Below are 17,777 nucleotides of genomic sequence, written 5' to 3'. Positions count from 1 at the left end.
TTACTATCTTGTTCATTAGAAGCATCATCAGATTTATCGCTGTCTTTAGCTACATCTTGTGAATCATCAGAAGTAACGTCGTCTTTATCAGTAACAGCGCTACCATTTTGAACAGCATTACTATCTTGTTCATTAGAAGCATCATCAGATTTATCGCTGTCTTTAGCTACATCTTGTGAATCATCAGAAGTAACATCGTCTTTATCAGTAACAACGCTATCATTTTGAACAGCATTATTACCTTGTTCACTAGAAGCATCATCAGATTTATCGCTGTCTTTAGTTACATCTTGTGAATCATTAGAAGTAACGTCGTCTTTATCAGTAACAACGCTATCATTTTGAACAGCATTAGTATCTTGTTCAACTGAAGTATCATCAAATTTATTAATGTCTTTAGCTACATCTTGTTTATTATTAGAAGTAACGTTGCCTTTATCAGATACAATGTCATCCTCTTGAACAGCTTCAGTAGCTTGTTTTTCTACATTATCTGATGTGTTAACATTGTTAGTTGCTTCATCAGAAGTAATTTCGTTTTCAACATTTTCTTGATTAGTTTTTACAGTAGAATCATCTTTTTGTTGTGCCTCTTGATCTTGACCGTTTTGATTATATGTATTTTGCGTTGTCATTTGATCAGAAGTTTGATTGTTCAATTCATCAATTTGAGCATCATAGTTTAAGTTATTATCAGTAGATGCCTGTTTGATTTGTGTAGGGTCTTTGTAGACTTGCGTACCTGAAATGTTCGCTGTTGGTTTACTAATTTCAGACTTAATTTGTTCACTTTGGTTAAGTGCTTTATCATCATTTAAAATATTCTTGTTAGTTGATTGATCTTGCGTTTTGTCTGCCGCTTGTGCGTGATGAGTTGTCAAAGCTGTACCTGCTAATGTTAATGCTATAATTGAAGGTACCTTATAAGTGTTTTTTTTCTTAGCCATTAAACTGCCCCTTTAACTTTATAAATTTAAATTCATTATAATACGACTAAGGATTGAGTGACTTATTTTTCACCGATTTGTAATATAAAATTAATCTTATTAAGTTTTAGAAAAGATTTAATATTCAATTTAAAGCGTTATTACGCCTTATTCACAATATATTGAAAAAATACACCTGAAGAAATATTACAAAAATTAGATGGAATATTAATGTAAAAATATGAAGATTGTTTTTACATTATTTTTGTCATTGCAATATGTTTAATATTTTCCTCCATAAACGTTTCTCCAAAGGATTGATAGCCAAGAGATTCATAAAATCCTTGTGCGTGGTATTGTGCATTAAGCATTAATCTTTGATAGCCTTGATCTTTTGCTACTTTTTCTAAAAATTCCATTAATAATTTTCCACAACCTTTGTTACGATGTGTTGCTAAAATAGCCACTCTTTCTATCTTTACACCGTTATCTATAGGGCGTAATCTACCGGTAGAAAATGGCATATCATCTTTGTCGTATCCGATTATATGAGTAGCCATAGTTTCGTATTGGTCTATTTCATTTTCTAAAGGCACGCTTTGTTCTTCAACGAAGACCTTTTTACGTATATTATGAGCTTCTTCTAGCATAGTTTGAGTTGTAACAATTTTGAACATTAGGATTCCTCATTTCAATTTTGATATTAAAAATACCCTATCATAATTTATATGATAGGGCAGTTATTTTATAATGCTTCTTTTCTAATAATTGCAGTGTATTGCCAAAAAATACGCATCTGTGCAATGTTCCAATTATTCATTCCCATGGCAAAGCCAGAAGGTTTAAATAAGTTTACATCAGTTACTTCCAGTGCAGCAGCAATCAGATACTGGATTGGCACACTAATCTGTTTCATCGTATCTGTAATACCATTTTGATCATAAACCCATGTGAAAGGGAGTTCTGATTCAAAAACGTCAACTTTTTCAAAAATTTCTGGAAGCGCAACAATATAACACGCGCCATCAACAATTGGATTATTGTCACTATCTTTATAGTAAATTCGTAATGCCTCATAATTTTCGCGATGTTCATGATTGACATAGAAAAATTCATTTCTAAAAAGTGCCATATCTTTGCTGTGAATCAATTGTTGTTCTAATACATTAAACATACCGTTTATTTGGTTAAGTTTGTCATATGTTTTACGTGACATACAGTGAGCTCCTCTCTAAAATTAATATTGATTTGTTGGTATTTCTTGAGTATCTGGTTGTTGATTTTGATTAGGTTGCTGATTTTGATCAGGTTGTTGTTGATTTGGATTAATTTGTTGTTGTGTATTTTGGCCGTTGTTTTGTTGGTTGCTATTGTTTTGTTGGTTGCTGTTGTCTTGTTGATTTTCATATTGATTGTCTTGATTGGCATCTGATTGTTGGCTATTATCATTGTCATTATTTTTTTGGCTATTTGAATCTGTAGAATTACTATCTGACGATTGATTTTCATCATCGTCATTACTAGTACTATCACTTTGAGATTTTCTTAACAACGAACTATCTATCTCTGTTTGTGGTATGAGTGTACCATAAAAATCAATAACACGTTGATTTAGAAATTCTATCTTGTCTTTTATTTTAGGTAATTCTAGATCATCACGCAAAAGATTTGACGTATCTTGAATATTTTTTATATCAGGATTGTAATAATATATACCATTTAAGTAATCATCTTTACCTTCAAGTTGTGTACTCTTGATTTCAATATCATCTTTTAAATAAGATGTTGCAAGCACTTTGATTTCTTTATAACTTAAATTGTGTTTGGCATTTTTACCAACAATTTCAACAACATCATCTAATTTACTAATTGAATCTGCTTTTTGAGCTTTAGCAAATAGTTTTTTTATTAAATCCATTTGACGTTGACCACGTTTTAAATCAGAATCTTGATGTCTTGTTCTCGCAACGGCTAATGCTTCATCACCATTTAAATTTTGGTGGCCCTTTTTAACTTTTATTTTTCCAGAATCATCCGTATTCGGTTCATTAATGTCATAAGGGACATCGTATTCGATACCGCCCAGTTCATTTACAGCATCGACAAAAGCTTCCATATTTATTCTTACATAGTAATCAACTGGCACATTTAAAGTAGCTTCTACAGAGTCCATTGATGATTTAGGACCTCCATAAGCATGAGCATGTGCAATTTTATCGTAATAACCTACTTTAGGGATATAACTAATAGTATCACGTGGGATACTTAACATTCTTATTTGTTCTTTCTCGGTGTTGAGTGTAGAGAAAATCATTGCATCTGATCTTGATTGTTCAGTACTTTGTCCGTTTTTTTCACGACCACTATTATCATCAATACCTAAGAATAAGATAGAGATAGGATCTTTTGAAGGATCAACTTTTGATTCACGGATGTTAGATTGTCTCGCTGAATCTTGATCATTGTATGAATGTTCAAAAGCGCCTTGAGAAGATTTTAATAGTATAACGGCAAATATCACTGGAACAACCACAAGAAGTAAAGATAGAAATATTAAAAAATATTTTAAAAATTTATTCATGTTTGAAGCTCCCCATGTATAAGATTTGGTACATGTAACTATTATTTTGTTTAAGTTATTAACCTTTTTAACTTTGTTAAATATTTGTAAAGAAGAAAATGTACTATAACTTATAATTTTATTACTATAATTAAAAAATATCAACTATCAATATGTTATTTACAAGTTTGAAGTGAAATTAAAAGGTATTTGTAGTAGTTAGCGCTTGAGTAATCAAACTTTAGATATGAAGGTTACATTTATGTCATTTGATTAAAAATGATTTATTTTAAAACATAAGATATAATATACAGTGGAAATATAAACTTGTAGACAATATCAATTCTAATGAATATTTAATAGGTTCTGTTAGAGTAGAAAAATTTATGAGATGAATTATTGAAAATTAGCTTTTAAAATTAAATATATCTTTATTCTGAGAGATATAAGGAGGATACATTAACGTGAAACAAGCTTGGTTAGAGAAAATTGATGAGAGTTTAGTTAAAGATTTTTATCAATTACAAACAGAAGAAGAGAAAAACGGGGGCTTTGAAACTACTTTATCTTTTGGTACTGCAGGTATAAGAAGTACTTTTGGTTTAGGACCTGGTAGATTAAATGCCTTTACTGTTCGAAAAGTTGCGTTAGGATTAGCACAATATTTAAAAAATAAAGTTAGTAACAATCCATCAGCAGTTATCCATTTTGATACTAGATTATTATCAAAAGAATTTTCTAGAGAAATGGCAAGTGTTTTAGCTAAAAATGGGGTGCGTACGATTGTATCAGAAAATTACAAATCTACACCCGAGCTATCTTTTGCGGTAAGAGAATTAAATGTAAGTGCGGGTGTCATGATAACTGCTAGTCATAACCCTAAAAATTATAATGGTATAAAAATTTATGATAATCATGGTGGTCAATTATTACCAGAAGCATCAGAAACGTTAAGTTCGTATATAAATTCAATTGCATCGCCACTGTCAATTGAAAAAGGTGATTTTGAATCATTATTAAATGAAGAGAAAATTCAATACATGGCTAATGAAGTTACAGAAAAATATAAATCTGAAGTAAAAACATTAGTAGGTACAATTGAAGAAAAAGATGCAAAAGTTGTACTTACAAGTTTACATGGTACGAGTTTACCACTAATGTCAGATATATTAGCAGAGTTGAATTATCATAACTATGTAATAGAAGAAAAACAATCAAAACCAGATGGTCATTTTCCAACTATTGCAATTGCTAATCCTGAAGACGAAGCCGCGTTTACACTAGGTAAAAAATTAGCAGACGAAACAGATGCACAACTGATTATTGCTACAGATCCAGACGCAGATAGATTAGGTTTTATTGAACGTTATGGAGATAATGATTATAGATATTTTAATGGTAATGAAATAGGTCTACTGTTTATGAAATTAAGATTTCAAGATTTAATAGAAGCTAATACACCACAATATATTATTAAATCGATTGTTACAAGTGAACTAGCGGAGAGATTGGCCATATCATTAAATGTTGAAGTGGCTAATGTACTTACTGGGTTTAAATATATTTCAGACTTTATTGAACAAAAAAACAACACGTCTAATAAGCAATTGTTATTAGCATTCGAAGAAAGCCACGGATACTTAGCAAAATCAATATCTAGAGATAAAGATGCAATTCAAATGGTACCGTTGCTGATTAAATATAAGAATTTATTAAATAAAAACGGTTTAACGTTTAAAGATACAATTAATGATATCTATAAAAATATTGGTGAATTTAAAGATAGAACAATTGCACCTAGCTTTGAAGGTACAAAAGGTAATGAGAAAATCTCTAAAATAATGAATCAGTTTAGAAATAAAGATATTTTTTCAATATGTGGTATGGATGTCAAACAGATTGAGGATTATCGAACTGGTGAAATTAGAAATGTAAAAGAGGGAACAACTGAATTATTATCATTACCTAATACAAATCTAATTAGGTTCATATTTGAAAATGGTTTTATTGCTTTAAGACCGTCAGGCACAGAACCAAAAATTAAGCTGTATTTTTCACTTAATGTAGATAATATTGATGGCATAACGGAACAATTTGAAAAAGACTATATTAACTATATAGATTGAGTAAAACAGAGGCAAAAAGATGACTACGAAAAAACTAAAACGATTAACGATTATTTTGAGCATACTTCTTATAGCTATAACGTTTTTAATAGTGTATAAACATTACCAACGTTATAATCAAGAATACAATGCTAACAAATCTTATGAAGAAGCATCAAAAGATCATAAAAAAGTAGGAGAATTAAAAACTGTTATTGACGAAAAAAATTCTGATATTGTAGAAATTAATAGATATTTAGAACAAATTAAATTTAATGGCACTGCTGCTGTATTCGAAAATGGTCAATTAAAGCTAAATAAAGGTTACGGTATAAGAAATTTTAAAGAAGATGAAAAGAACACAGCGGATACATTATATTTAATTGGATCTTCTCAAAAATTTACAACTGGTTTAATGCTAAAGCAACTTGTAAATGATAAGAAAATAAATATGCAGGATCCAGTCACAAAGTATTTACCATGGTTTAAATCAGTTCAACCCATTACATTAAATCAATTGATGCAACATAAAAGTGGTTTATATAAATATAGTGCTTCACCGCAATATAAAAATTTAGATGAAGCCGTGCATGCTATACAAGAAAAGGGAATAGAGCAAAAATATTATAATAAAAACAGATACAATGATGCGAATTACCTAGTTTTATCACGTGTGATTGAAGAGGTGACTAATAAATCGTATGTAAAGAATTTTGAAGAGAGACTTGCTGGGCCATATAATTTGAATTTTACAGCATTTTTTAATGATGTAGATTATCAAAAAAATATGGCTATTGGCTATAAAAAGGATAAAAATTCTGATAAACCGATAAAACAAACGCCAAATATATTAGATCAGTATTATGGTGCAGGTAATCTCTTTATGGCGCCATACGATATGGGACAATTAATTTTAAATTTGCAAAAAAATGAACTTTTTGATGATAAAATCACACAGCCATTTTTACATGAAAGTCTAACATCGCAATATCCGCAACCTTATAGATATGGTTTTTATTCACTTCCAGATAAAAATAGGATTAATGGCGGTTTTTTTGGTCAAGTGTTTACAGCTTATTTTAATAACAAATATATAGTAGTATTAGGCACTAATTATGAAAATAGTAAGACTAGTAATGAAAAGAAAATAAAACATATTTATTATGATATCTTGAAACAAGGTGAACCATATAATATTGTTGGTCAGAAATATTAAAATGAAAAACACTCCTTTACTATTTAAGCAAAGCTTAAAAATTACAGATTAAATAGTAAAAAGGAGTGTTTTTTTATGTATTAATAAACTATCAATTATTTACAGTATTTGAGTGCATCTATAAAGATATCTTTAAATACACTAGGTTCAATGGACATGACCACGCTACAATTGGGGAATAATGATTTAAAATCTGTAACTGTTGCACCTTTTGTCAATGTACCATTAGTCTCAATTTGAACATCTGCTTCTTGGACATCAAACTTTTCGGGATGGAGCAGATAAAGCACAGTGTATACATCATAAACATTAATGCCATTTTCAAAATCATCACCTTTATAATGTTTGAAAAGATGGTGTAGCATATCACCAGTTTGGTTTAATACCTGAAGTTCATTTACTGTTTTATGACTTAATGTAGAACTTCTTGCAACATCAAGACCGACCATAGTCAAAGGTAAACCTGAATTGAATACGATTTGAGCAGCTTCTGGATCACAAAAAATATTAAATTCTGCAGAGGGCGTTACATTTCCACGGCCAGCAGAACCACCCATTAAGACAATTTCTTTAATATAATCTTTAACTTCAGGGTAAGTAGATATTAATAGCGCAATATTCGTTAGTGGTCCAATAGGAATGAGTGTTACCGGATTTTCATTTATTTTTAATTCTTTATACATAGCTTCCACAGCATGCATTGAAGCTAAATCATCATAGTTAGGTTCAGGAAAATTATATCCGTTCATACCTGATTCTCCATGGACTGTACTTGCGTCTACGATATTTGAAAGTAGGGGCTGTGAAGCACCTTTATGTATAGGTACATTGCTTGTAAAAAACTGTTTAAGTTTTAATGCATTTGCTGTTGTTTTTTCAATCCCAACATTTCCATTGACAGTAGTAATCATTCTTAAATCAAATGCAGGGTGATTTAAAGCAATACTGATTGCAGCAGCATCATCAATACCAGGATCAGTGTCTATAATTATAGGTTGTTTCATTATTAATTAACCTCCTTGAATAAAATAGGGTATGTGCTTATTTTACAATTTTTGTAGTTTGAATGCTTAAAAAATGTATTAAACGTAATTGGAAATAGTACAGTAACTTGCTTTAACTTTTATAAAAAATAATAATAAAAAAAGACTTCTCCGAAGAGAAGTCTTTTTTAGGATTATAAGTGGCTTGAGTGTCCACCTTGCATTACCCAATAAGTACCGATAACAGTAATTAAAGTAATGATAATAGCAAATATAACTTTGAATCCTTGTAAATTTCCATCTTTACCTTCAGTTAAGTGCATGAACATTAATAATTGAACTGCAGCTTGTATAAAAGCAAAACCAAAGATGATGGTAATCTTAGCATTAAGTGCCATAGATGTGTATAAGGTTACGAATACTGCTAAGATCGTTAGAACGATTGAGGCAATAAAACCTACAGTATGTTTTACAATTGTATTCATCCGCTAAACACCATCCCTATCATATATACGGCAGTAAAGATGAAAATCCAAACAACATCTAAAAAGTGCCAATATAAACTGACTATAAATAATTTAGGAGCATTGTCTTTATTTAATCCTCGCATTGCAACTTGAATTAATAAACAAATAATCCAAACAATACCTAATGATACGTGGGCACCATGTGTTCCTAGTAGAATAAAGAAGCTAGACCAATAAGAACCAATAGTTAGATTAACACCTTCGTGTACGTAATGCGCAAACTCATAAATTTCAAAGCCTACGAATACAGCACCTAAAAGGACTGTGATAATCATCCAGATCATCATTAATTTTTCTTTTTCTTTTCTCATATAGTATATTGCTATACCACAAGTGTAAGAACTAATTAATAATGCAAATGTCATTATTAATATAAGTGGTAATTCAAATAATTCAGTAGTCATTTTGCCGGCATAATCGCCGCCGTGTTGAAGTGTTAATAATGCCGCAAACAACGTACCGAATAATGAGAATTCTGCTGTAAGGAAAATCCAAAAGCCAAGTCTATTTAAATTACCTTCATGCGAACGTTGGTCAATTGTGTTTGCATCATGACTCATGACTTACAGCCTCCCTTTCTTTAATACGTGCATCACGTAAACGTTTTTCAGTTTCTGCTACTTCAGACGCTGGTATATGGTAACCGTGGTCTATTTGGAAACTACGATAAATCATTGTACCGAAAATACCTAATAAACAAATTATTGCTGGAATAAGTGTTTCGAAGATAAGGAAGAATCCACCAATAGTGAAGAAAATTCCCATCCAGAAACCAACAGGTGTGTTATTTGGCATATGGATATCTGTATAATTATGGTTATCTAAATAATGACGACCATGTTCTTTCATATCTACAAATGTGTCATAGTCATTCCAATCTGGAGTGATAGCAAAGTTGTATTTAGGTGGCATTGCGCTTGCAGTTGCCCATTCTAACGTACGACCTAAACCATCCCAGTTATCGCCAGTAGCTTCACGTGGTGCTTTGAAGAAGCTGTATACGATACTTGCAACTAAGAACATAAAGCCTAATGCCATCATTAGGGCACCGACAGTTGAAATTACGTTTAGTAACCACCAACCATCTTCTGGCATATAAGTATATAAACGACGAGGCATACCATCTAAACCAAGAATGAATTGTGGTATGAAACAAATGTTAAATCCGATTATGAATAACCAGAAACACCATTTGTTTAATGTTTCGTTTAACTTAAATCCAGTCATCTTAGGCCACCAGAAAATTAAAGCACCTAGACAAGCAAATACAACACCAGCCACTAATGTATAGTGGAAATGCGCTACTAAGAAGTACGTATTGTGGTATTGGTAGTCTGCTGCTGCCATAGAGAGCATTATACCAGTTACACCACCTATTAAGAAGTTAGGTATGAAACCTAATGCAAATAGCATTGGTGATTCAAAGGTGATACGACCTTGATAAAGCGTAAACAACCAGTTAAAGATTTTAACACCAGTTGGTATACCAATCAGCATGGTTGAAATTGAGAAGAATGAGTTAATTAATGCACCATTACCCATTGTGAAGAAATGGTGAACCCAAACTAAGAAACTTAAGAATGCGATACCTGCAGTTGCCCAGACCATGCTTTGATGACCGAATAGACGTTTACGTGCAAATGTCGGAATAATTTCAGAGTAAATACCAAATGCTGGTAAGATAACGATATACACTTCAGGGTGCCCCCATACCCAGAAGAAGTTAGCCCATAGCATTGGCATACCACCGTTTGCAACTGAGAAGAATGCAGTGTCGAATATTCTGTCAGTCGTAAATAGTGCTAGTGCAACTGTTAATACAGGGAAAGCCAGGATAACGATTAATGACGTAATAAAAGTAGTAACCGTGAACATTGGCATTTCCATGAATTTCATAGTTGGTGTTTTACATCTAAGTATAGTAACAAAGAAGTTAATACCGGTCATTAATGTACCGATACCAGAAATTTGTATTGCTATTAAGTAATAGTTAACTCCAGGTCCTGGGCTGAATTCGCCTGCAAGTGGTGCATAGTTTGTCCAACCAGCTGCAGGTGAACCTCCGACTATAAAGGAAAGGTTGAATAAAATCATACCTGAGAAGAATAACCAGAAACTTACGTTATTTAATATAGGGAATGCAACATCGCGTGCGCCAATTTGTAATGGTACTACGACATTCCATAAACCAAAGATGAAAGGCATTGCCATAAAGATGATCATTATTACACCGTGTGTACTAAAGACCTCATTGTAATGGTTTCCTTCTAAAAATGTGTTATCTGGAATTGCTAACTGCGTACGCATCATTAGTGCGTCGATGCCGCCACGTACGAACATTAATACCGCACAGATTAAGTACATTGCACCAATTTTTTTATGGTCAATAGATGTGAACCATTCTCTATATAGATATTTCCATAATTTAAAATAACTAATTACTGCGATCACAGCAATGATTGCGAAAGGTGCACCAATTTGTGCCATCGTTATCATCCAGTTACCTTGAACGAGTAATTGATCCCATGGAAAATTCATTAATGTCCACCTCCATTTTCATGGTCTTTTTTCTCTATTTTAGATGCTTTTTCATCTTTAACACCTTCAGAGATTTTTTCCATTTCATCCATATTATGTGATTCTTCATCTTTGAATTCACTATCATATGGTTCATTATTGCCTAGAATCATGGCTTTCATTCCATGACGCTCATAGTTTGCATTTGTGATTTGTGGTTTACGTGCAGGTTTATCTGGTTTATCTAATACATCTTCTTTTATTTCTTCTGGTGTATTAAAGTTTGGATCTTTCTGCACATAATTGAAACGATCATAAGCATAGAAAATATACTCAGGATCAGCTGCAGGATCAACAAATGCTAAATGCGTACCACTGAAAGTTAAATTTTTATTTTCAGTAGTTGGTAAAAGTTGCTTATCAAATGTATCTTGGTCCAATACTTTTTTGCTTTGAGCATCTTTTACCCAATTCTCGAATTTACTTTGGCTTACAGAATTAACATCAAATGTTTGACGTTCGAAGCCTTCACCGTTGAAGTTTGAGTTACGTCCTCTGAACGTACCTTCTTCACTAGCTGTTAATGTCCAGTCCATTGTCATACCTGTCATCGCATATTTTTGGCCACCTAATTGTGGAATCCAGAAACTTGTCATCATATCCATTGATTGGAGTTTGAAGACAACAGGGCGATCTTTCGGAATAGTTAAATGATTAACTGTTTCGATTTTTTGTTCAGGATAACTGAAGAACCACTTATAACCAGCGCTTGTCGCATAAACAACAAGTGGATCGTCTTCTTTCTGTGGTTTTTCCTCATAATTGTAAAGTGAATTAACCGTTGGGATGGCTAAAGCAATTACAATAATTACAGGAATAATAAACCAAATTGTTTCCATTAAAGAATTGTGGTGCATCTTTCCTGATTCTTTAGTCTTTCCTATTCTATATTTATATAGGAAAACCGTGAATAAAATAACAACAGCGGCAATAATAACAAGCATGAAGATGATTGAATACATAATCAAAAACTTCGTATCGCTTGCCATCGGCCCTTTTGGGTTTAAAACTTCTACGTTAGAACAACCACTAAGCAAAATTAGCGAGCCAAAGAGTAGAAGCAAAGACTTAAATTTTGACACTTTTTTGACCTCCTAATACTACAAATGTAGGGCTTACCATCAATTTTAAGATATTACGCAATATTTACAAGTGTTTGTACGAAAAAAAATATTGTAAAATTAAAAGAAACCCAACAAACTCAACGTCTGGTGGGCTTTCAAAGATTTGTTAAAATTATGTGTACATTTTGTGAAAAGTGTCATATTTAAGACGATAAGCCAAAATCGGTCACAAAACAGTGATAAACATTATCATTTAGGGATATATGTATTAAAATTATAAAATTATTTTACTTCAATATAACGAATAGATTTATTTGTTGCGCCATCTGAATCCTCAACTTTATATTCGATTTTATATTTACCAGCTTTTTTGGTGTTAATATTACCGTCAACTTTGATTTTATGTGTAAGATCGCCATCTTCTTTATCATAAGCACGTATGCCATTTAATATATTGTAGTCATCGCCTTTATCGATAATTGTATCATTAATCCCTTTAAGTTCTGGGATTGAATTTTCAGTAGCTTCTGCGCTTAAATTAGGTGATACAAGTGTAGCTGATACACCTAATGCAGACAAAGATTGTATTAATTTATTCATTACGTAACCTCCGAACGCAAAACATTAATTTTATTTAATCTTACTATACTTTAATTTGCTACATTATACATCATACTATAGTCCTAATATAGCTTATTTCTATAAATTTCATTGTAATTTCCGGTTAAAAATATGTAAATTGAACTTTTTGTGAATTTTATCACAAAAATCTTTTGTAACTTTCAATTTTGTAATAAGATAAAAATGTAAAAAAGAATTAAATAAAAATTAGGGGTGGAATTAATGTTGAACGAAAAAGAGCGAGATATTATTAAGGAAACTGTTCCGGTATTACAACAAAAAGGAGAAGAAATCACATCATACTTCTATAATAGAATGTTTACCAGACATCCTGAGTTAAAAAATATGTTCAATCAAACGAATCAAAAAAAAGGCTTACAATCTACTGCATTAGCGCAAAGTGTATTAGCGGCAGCAACCAATATCGATGATTTAACACGCATCATGCCAGTTGTTAAAGAAATTGCTTATAAACACTGCGCGTTACAAGTGCCAGAAGCCGGATACGATATTGTGGGAGAAAACTTATTGGCAGCTATTCAAAATGTACTAGGGCTACCAGAAGATGATGTGATTATTGCTACGTGGGCAAAAGCATATGGTGAAATAGCTTCCGTATTTATTAATGTTGAGAAAGATATTTACGATGAGATGGCTTGGGATGGTTTTAAACCTTTTGAAATTATTAATATAGAACCAACAACTTCAGATATCAAGGTGTTTACCGTTAAGTCAAATGAATATAATTTAAGTAAATTTAAGGCAGGTCAATATATTACTGTAGACGTAGAAAGTGATAAATTGGAATATCGTGCCAAACGTCACTATTCCATTATTGAAGGCGACGAACATACATTAACTTTTGCAGTGAAAAGAGATGTAACAGATTTTCACGAGGGAGAAGTATCAACCATTTTACATGATGAGATGCAAATAGGCGGGACAATAAATTTATCAGCTCCAGTAGGTGGATTTGGTGTAGTAAATAACACAGCGCCTCAACTATTTATTGGTTCAGGTATAGGTGTCACTCCGTTAATTCCAATGTTTAACGAAGTAGCAAGCTCAAATGTAAAAGTAGACTTTATTCAAAATGTTGAAAATATAGAAGAAATTCCTTTTTACAGTAGAATAGAAGATATTGCAAATAATAACGATAATGCATCGTATATTATTCATGATAAACAAAAAACGGGATATATGGATGCAACGTATCTAAGCCAATTTATTTCAGCAGACACTGAAATCTATGTTTGCGGAGGTGTTAAATTCCTGAATTCAATTATTACTACATTGAAAGAAATGGGTGTTGTAGAACAACGTTTACATTTCGAATCATTTATTCCTAGATTAAGCGTAGGAGTATAACTTTCTACAATTGATATTCTTTATTGATAAATTACACATTGAGCAGATTTTAAGTCTCAATAAAGTAAGAGAGCTAATCACTTAGATTGGCTGTCTGTTATATTTAAAATTTTTTTGTTAATTGAGAATAGATTGAGTTGCTTTGCGCTTAATGTCTTACACTCATAATAGTCTTCGGGGCTTCAACATGTTAAAAAATTTCATAAAACAAATAAACGTCAATTTCTATTGGAATAATTTAGAAATTGACGTTTATTTTTGGGGTAGAAAACTTTACGTTTCAACTTTTTAGCTTTTTTATAAGCAATAGTAGACAGTCAAGCAAGGCGAGATAAATTGATTATAACTAGCACTTGATAACCAGTCATGATTGCCATTTGAACAGGTTTATCCATGTTCTCTGCTTTAATAAATAATTATCCTATTTTTAACTCATTAAATATTTAACAGACGTTATTTATTTGACTATTCAATACCTCTACGCATTTTTTCAGCTATAAGAGTGTTGTTTAGTACCATAGTAATTGTCATTGGGCCTACGCCACCTGGAACCGGTGTAATAGCGCCAGCTACTTCTTTAACTTCATCATAAGCGATATCACCTTTTAATTTGCCGTTTTCATCAGGAGTGTTACCAACATCTATTACGACTGCGCCTTCTTTAACATCATCTTTAGTTACTAAGCCTGGACGTCCGACAGCACTTACGATAACATCAGCATTTTTCAAGTGACTATGCATATCTTTTGTTCTTGAATGCAAGATTGTAACAGTTGCATTTTTTTGAAGTAATAATTTAGAAACAGGTTGCCCAACAATATGACTTCTGCCAATTACAACAGCATCTTTACCTTCTAAATCAATGTCAGCATGATTTAGAAGTTCCATGATTCCTAGTGGTGTACATGGAACAAAAGTTTGTTGGTCAATATATAACTTACCGATATTTTCTGGATGGAAGCCATCAACATCTTTAGCTGGATTTATAGATTCCAGTATTTTTTGTTCACTTACTTGTTCAGGTAATGGCACTTGAACTAATATACCACTCACACTATCATCTTCATTTAAGCGTTTAAGCTCTTTTAATACATTTTCTTCAGAAGTTGACTCATCTAAATGTACAATTTCAGAAATCATACCAATTTTTTCAGCAGCCTTCTTTTTTGAATTAACATAACTTTGGCTAGCGCCATCATTACCCACTAAAATAACAGATAATTTAGGTGTGTAACCTTTAGATTGTAAAGCTTCAACTTGATCTTTAAGCCCTTGTCTGTAATCTTTAGCAATTTGTTTCCCGTCTAAAATCTTTGCGACCATGAAAAATCCTCCTCGAATGTATGAACTTTACTTAACATTAACATAAAAACCATGGCAATTAACAACCAAAAGACGTAAATTATGTACTTTTTTTTGGTTAAAGTTCGATTTTTGATTGAAAAAGCATGGTTTAATTGTTATGCTATATCTGTAATATACATCTAATAGTAGTGACATTTCAAATTTCTGAAAGGGTGTTCGTTTTGAAAGTGGTAGTCATAATGGGTAGTTCATCAGATTGGGAAACAATGAAGGAAAGTTGTTCTATGTTAGACCAATTAGAAATTCCGTATGATAAGAAAGTTGTTTCAGCGCATCGTACGCCACAATTAATGGTTGATTTTTCTAAAGAAGCAAGAGCAAATGGTTATGATGTTATTATTGCAGGTGCAGGCGGTGCCGCTCATTTACCTGGCATGGTTGCATCGATGACAACATTACCAGTAATTGGAGTACCAATTGAGTCAAAAAGTTTAAAAGGACTAGATTCATTATTATCAATCGTCCAAATGCCAGGAGGTATTCCAGTGGCAACTACAGCTATAGGCAAAGCTGGAGCGAAAAATGCAGGTGTACTAGCTGCAAGAATACTAAGTATTGATAATCAATCAGTCCAAAAAAATTTGGAAAATTATGAAAAATCATTAGTTCAGAAAGTGAGTGAAATGCAAGATGAACTTCAATAAATTAAAGTTCGGCTCAACAATCGGTATTATCGGTGGCGGTCAATTAGGTAAAATGATGGCACAATCAGCTCAAAAGATGGGTTACAAAGTAATCGTACTTGATCCTGATCCAGCATGTCCATGTCAATACGTCGCACATGAATTTATCAATGCCGACTATGATAATCAAGAAGCATTGGAACAACTTGGTGAGTTATCTGATGTCATCACTTACGAATTTGAAAATATATCAGCCGATCAATTAAAGACACTTGTCTCAAAATATAATATTCCTCAAGGATATCAAGCTATACAATTCCTCCAGGATCGATTGACTGAAAAGCAAACATTACAAAAAGCAAATTGCAAAATTGCACCATTTGTACAATTATCTAAGACGGATGATTTGAATATTGCTATAGAAACAATCGGTTATCCTTTTATCGTGAAAACAAGGTTTGGTGGCTATGATGGTAAAGGTCAAATATTAGTTAATTCAGCATCAGATATAGATGAAGCAAAAGCACTTTTAGAAAAACAAGAATGTGTTGCTGAGCAATATTTGCAATTAGAAAAAGAAGTATCTCTAACAGTTACCATTGGTAATGACAATCAAATCACATATTTTCCACTACAAGAAAATGAACACCAAAATCAAATTCTCTTTAAAACAATCGTACCTGCTCGCACGGAGCATGAAAAAGAAGCAGAAGCTCGAAATGAAGTTGATAAAATAATCAAAAATATTCATTTCGTAGGTACTTTTACAGTTGAATTCTTTATAGATGGTGAAAACCGTTTATATGTAAATGAAATTGCACCTAGACCGCATAATTCCGGTCATTATTCAATTGAAGCATGCGATTTTTCACAATTTGATACACATATTTTGGCTATTACTGGTCAAAAATTACCAGAACAAATTGAATTGTTAAAACCAGCAATAATGATGAACTTATTAGGGAAAGATTTAGATTTATTAGAAGACCAATTTAGTGAGCATGCTGAATGGCATGTCCATATATATGGTAAAACATCTAGAAAACCTAATAGAAAAATGGGGCATTTAACAGTGTTGACAACTGACATAGATAAATGCGAACAAGCACTACTTGATAAATTTGAAGGGAGATCTCAATAATGTCTTTATTATATGAAGGTAAAGCAAAAAGAATATTTTCGACTGGTGAAAATGATGTATTACGTGTTGAATACAAAGATGAAGTTACTGCAGGAAATGGCGCTAAAAAAGATTTAATAGAAGGCAAAGGTCGTTTAAACAACCAAATCACTTCTCACATTTTTAACTATTTAAAAGCAAAAGGTGGGAAAAGTCATTTTATCGAGCAGATATCTGAAACAGAACAACTTGTACAATCAGTTGAAATCATCCCTTTAGAAGTAGTAGTCAGAAATATTGCTGCAGGTTCTATTACTAAAAGACTTGGTTTTGAAAAAGGACATGAATTTGACGAACCACTTGTGGAATTCTTCTATAAAAACGATGACCTAAATGATCCACTAATAACAGAAGATCATATTAAGTTACTACATTTAGCTGAAGATAATGAAATAAATTCATTAAAAGAAGCGGCAAAGGATGTTAATGCAGTTCTAGTTCAATTAATGGATGAAATGAACTTACGGTTAGTCGATTTCAAAATAGAGTTTGGCCGTACAAATGATGGACAGATTTTACTAGCTGATGAAATTTCTCCTGATACATGCCGTATTTGGGATAAAGATAGCGATACAAATTTTGATAAAGATGTATATAGAGAAGATAGAGGATCAATCATTGAAACATATCAAACTTTTTTAAATAAACTGGAGGCTTTATAA

The 17,777-nt window shown here is 32.1% G+C and carries 16 protein-coding genes and 1 pseudogene; 6 read left to right on the top strand and 11 right to left on the bottom strand.

The genetic code is table 11. From position 1 onward, the window contains the following. The 4 genes and pseudogenes from J5E45_RS03965 to J5E45_RS03950 form a co-directional block, all read right to left on the bottom strand. Positions 1-947, bottom strand: a pseudogene (locus J5E45_RS03965) (GW dipeptide domain-containing protein); the annotation flags it as partial. Between the two features lie 233 nt (positions 948-1,180). After that, positions 1,181-1,603, bottom strand: a complete 423-nt coding sequence (locus J5E45_RS03960) for a GNAT family N-acetyltransferase (RefSeq protein WP_208181613.1) — start codon at positions 1,601-1,603, stop codon at positions 1,181-1,183. 68 nt (positions 1,604-1,671) lie between these two features. Beyond that, positions 1,672-2,142, bottom strand: a complete 471-nt coding sequence (locus tag J5E45_RS03955; RefSeq protein ID WP_039067616.1) for a DUF2538 family protein — start codon at positions 2,140-2,142, stop codon at positions 1,672-1,674. A 21-nt stretch (positions 2,143-2,163) separates the two neighbouring features. Then, a complete protein-coding gene (locus J5E45_RS03950; RefSeq protein ID WP_069792914.1) occupies positions 2,164-3,507 on the bottom strand; it encodes an LCP family protein in 1,344 nt (447 codons plus the stop codon). A gap of 443 nt (positions 3,508-3,950) precedes the next feature. On the opposite strand from J5E45_RS03950, the gene J5E45_RS03945 reads away from it, so the two are divergent. Then, on the top strand, positions 3,951-5,612 hold the full coding sequence (locus tag J5E45_RS03945) for a phospho-sugar mutase (RefSeq protein ID WP_069792913.1): 1,662 nt from the start codon (positions 3,951-3,953) through the stop codon (positions 5,610-5,612). A 19-nt stretch (positions 5,613-5,631) separates the two neighbouring features. Then, positions 5,632-6,807 carry a serine hydrolase domain-containing protein gene (locus J5E45_RS03940; RefSeq protein ID WP_119585147.1) on the top strand — a complete coding sequence of 392 codons (1,176 nt, stop codon included), beginning with the start codon at positions 5,632-5,634 and terminating at the stop codon, positions 6,805-6,807. A 95-nt stretch (positions 6,808-6,902) separates the two neighbouring features. Here the strand turns inward: J5E45_RS03940 and rihC are convergent, their stop codons facing one another. The 6 genes from rihC to J5E45_RS03910 form a co-directional block, all read right to left on the bottom strand. Next, entirely contained in the window at positions 6,903-7,811 is a 909-nt protein-coding gene (gene rihC, locus J5E45_RS03935) for a ribonucleoside hydrolase RihC (RefSeq protein WP_039067610.1), read from the bottom strand. Positions 7,812-7,984: 173 nt separating this feature from the next. After that, entirely contained in the window at positions 7,985-8,275 is a 291-nt protein-coding gene (gene qoxD, locus J5E45_RS03930; RefSeq protein WP_039067608.1) for a cytochrome aa3 quinol oxidase subunit IV, read from the bottom strand. Then, positions 8,272-8,877 (bottom strand): cytochrome aa3 quinol oxidase subunit III, encoded by a 606-nt coding sequence (gene qoxC, locus J5E45_RS03925; RefSeq protein ID WP_029379103.1) that lies wholly within the window; start codon positions 8,875-8,877, stop codon positions 8,272-8,274. The genes qoxD and qoxC overlap by 4 nt, the downstream gene beginning before the upstream one ends. After that, complete coding sequence (qoxB, locus tag J5E45_RS03920; RefSeq protein WP_039067606.1) at positions 8,867-10,855, bottom strand: cytochrome aa3 quinol oxidase subunit I; 1,989 nt, start codon at positions 10,853-10,855, stop codon at positions 8,867-8,869. Before qoxB ends, qoxC begins: the two co-directional genes overlap by 11 nt. Continuing rightward, positions 10,855-11,976, bottom strand: a complete 1,122-nt coding sequence (gene qoxA / locus J5E45_RS03915) for a cytochrome aa3 quinol oxidase subunit II (RefSeq protein WP_069792911.1) — start codon at positions 11,974-11,976, stop codon at positions 10,855-10,857. Before qoxA ends, qoxB begins: the two co-directional genes overlap by 1 nt. Positions 11,977-12,240: 264 nt before the next feature. Continuing rightward, positions 12,241-12,558: a DUF5011 domain-containing protein gene (locus tag J5E45_RS03910; RefSeq protein ID WP_039067603.1), complete on the bottom strand. Its 318-nt coding sequence runs from the start codon at positions 12,556-12,558 to the stop codon at positions 12,241-12,243. A gap of 243 nt (positions 12,559-12,801) precedes the next feature. Between J5E45_RS03910 and J5E45_RS03905 the strand changes: the two genes are divergently transcribed. After that, positions 12,802-13,947 carry a globin domain-containing protein gene (locus J5E45_RS03905; protein WP_069792910.1) on the top strand — a complete coding sequence of 382 codons (1,146 nt, stop codon included), beginning with the start codon at positions 12,802-12,804 and terminating at the stop codon, positions 13,945-13,947. A gap of 465 nt (positions 13,948-14,412) precedes the next feature. Here the strand turns inward: J5E45_RS03905 and folD are convergent, their stop codons facing one another. Then, complete coding sequence (folD, locus tag J5E45_RS03900; RefSeq protein ID WP_039067601.1) at positions 14,413-15,270, bottom strand: bifunctional methylenetetrahydrofolate dehydrogenase/methenyltetrahydrofolate cyclohydrolase FolD; 858 nt, start codon at positions 15,268-15,270, stop codon at positions 14,413-14,415. A gap of 203 nt (positions 15,271-15,473) precedes the next feature. On the opposite strand from folD, the gene purE reads away from it, so the two are divergent. The 3 genes from purE to purC are packed head-to-tail and all read left to right on the top strand — an operon-like array spanning position 15,474 to position 17,777. Beyond that, the gene (purE, locus tag J5E45_RS03895; RefSeq protein ID WP_069792909.1) at positions 15,474-15,956 is read left to right on the top strand and encodes a 5-(carboxyamino)imidazole ribonucleotide mutase; all 483 of its coding nucleotides are present in this window, start codon (positions 15,474-15,476) and stop codon (positions 15,954-15,956) included. After that, positions 15,943-17,076: a 5-(carboxyamino)imidazole ribonucleotide synthase gene (gene purK / locus J5E45_RS03890; RefSeq protein ID WP_069792908.1), complete on the top strand. Its 1,134-nt coding sequence runs from the start codon at positions 15,943-15,945 to the stop codon at positions 17,074-17,076. Before purE ends, purK begins: the two co-directional genes overlap by 14 nt. After that, the gene (gene purC / locus J5E45_RS03885) at positions 17,076-17,777 is read left to right on the top strand and encodes a phosphoribosylaminoimidazolesuccinocarboxamide synthase (RefSeq protein WP_039067596.1); all 702 of its coding nucleotides are present in this window, start codon (positions 17,076-17,078) and stop codon (positions 17,775-17,777) included. The genes purK and purC overlap by 1 nt, the downstream gene beginning before the upstream one ends.

This window comes from Staphylococcus shinii (assembly GCF_017583065.1).
Lineage (GTDB): Bacteria > Bacillota > Bacilli > Staphylococcales > Staphylococcaceae > Staphylococcus > Staphylococcus shinii.
This window is presented reverse-complemented; position numbering and strand designations above follow the sequence as displayed.

What these genes read in the sequence shown, in the direction of transcription:
- J5E45_RS03960 (WP_208181613.1), bottom strand. Translation starts at nt 1,603, where the DNA reads ATGTTCAAAATTGTTACAACTCAAACTATGCTAGAAGAAGCTCATAAT.
- J5E45_RS03955 (WP_039067616.1), bottom strand. Translation starts at nt 2,142, where the DNA reads ATGTCACGTAAAACATATGACAAACTTAACCAAATAAACGGTATGTTT.
- J5E45_RS03950 (WP_069792914.1), bottom strand. Translation starts at nt 3,507, where the DNA reads ATGAATAAATTTTTAAAATATTTTTTAATATTTCTATCTTTACTTCTT.
- J5E45_RS03940 (WP_119585147.1), top strand. Translation starts at nt 5,632, where the DNA reads ATGACTACGAAAAAACTAAAACGATTAACGATTATTTTGAGCATACTT.
- rihC (WP_039067610.1), bottom strand. Translation starts at nt 7,811, where the DNA reads ATGAAACAACCTATAATTATAGACACTGATCCTGGTATTGATGATGCT.
- qoxD (WP_039067608.1), bottom strand. Translation starts at nt 8,275, where the DNA reads ATGAATACAATTGTAAAACATACTGTAGGTTTTATTGCCTCAATCGTT.
- qoxC (WP_029379103.1), bottom strand. Translation starts at nt 8,877, where the DNA reads ATGAGTCATGATGCAAACACAATTGACCAACGTTCGCATGAAGGTAAT.
- qoxB (WP_039067606.1), bottom strand. Translation starts at nt 10,855, where the DNA reads ATGAATTTTCCATGGGATCAATTACTCGTTCAAGGTAACTGGATGATA.
- J5E45_RS03910 (WP_039067603.1), bottom strand. Translation starts at nt 12,558, where the DNA reads ATGAATAAATTAATACAATCTTTGTCTGCATTAGGTGTATCAGCTACA.
- J5E45_RS03905 (WP_069792910.1), top strand. Translation starts at nt 12,802, where the DNA reads ATGTTGAACGAAAAAGAGCGAGATATTATTAAGGAAACTGTTCCGGTA.
- folD (WP_039067601.1), bottom strand. Translation starts at nt 15,270, where the DNA reads ATGGTCGCAAAGATTTTAGACGGGAAACAAATTGCTAAAGATTACAGA.
- purK (WP_069792908.1), top strand. Translation starts at nt 15,943, where the DNA reads ATGAACTTCAATAAATTAAAGTTCGGCTCAACAATCGGTATTATCGGT.
- purC (WP_039067596.1), top strand. Translation starts at nt 17,076, where the DNA reads ATGTCTTTATTATATGAAGGTAAAGCAAAAAGAATATTTTCGACTGGT.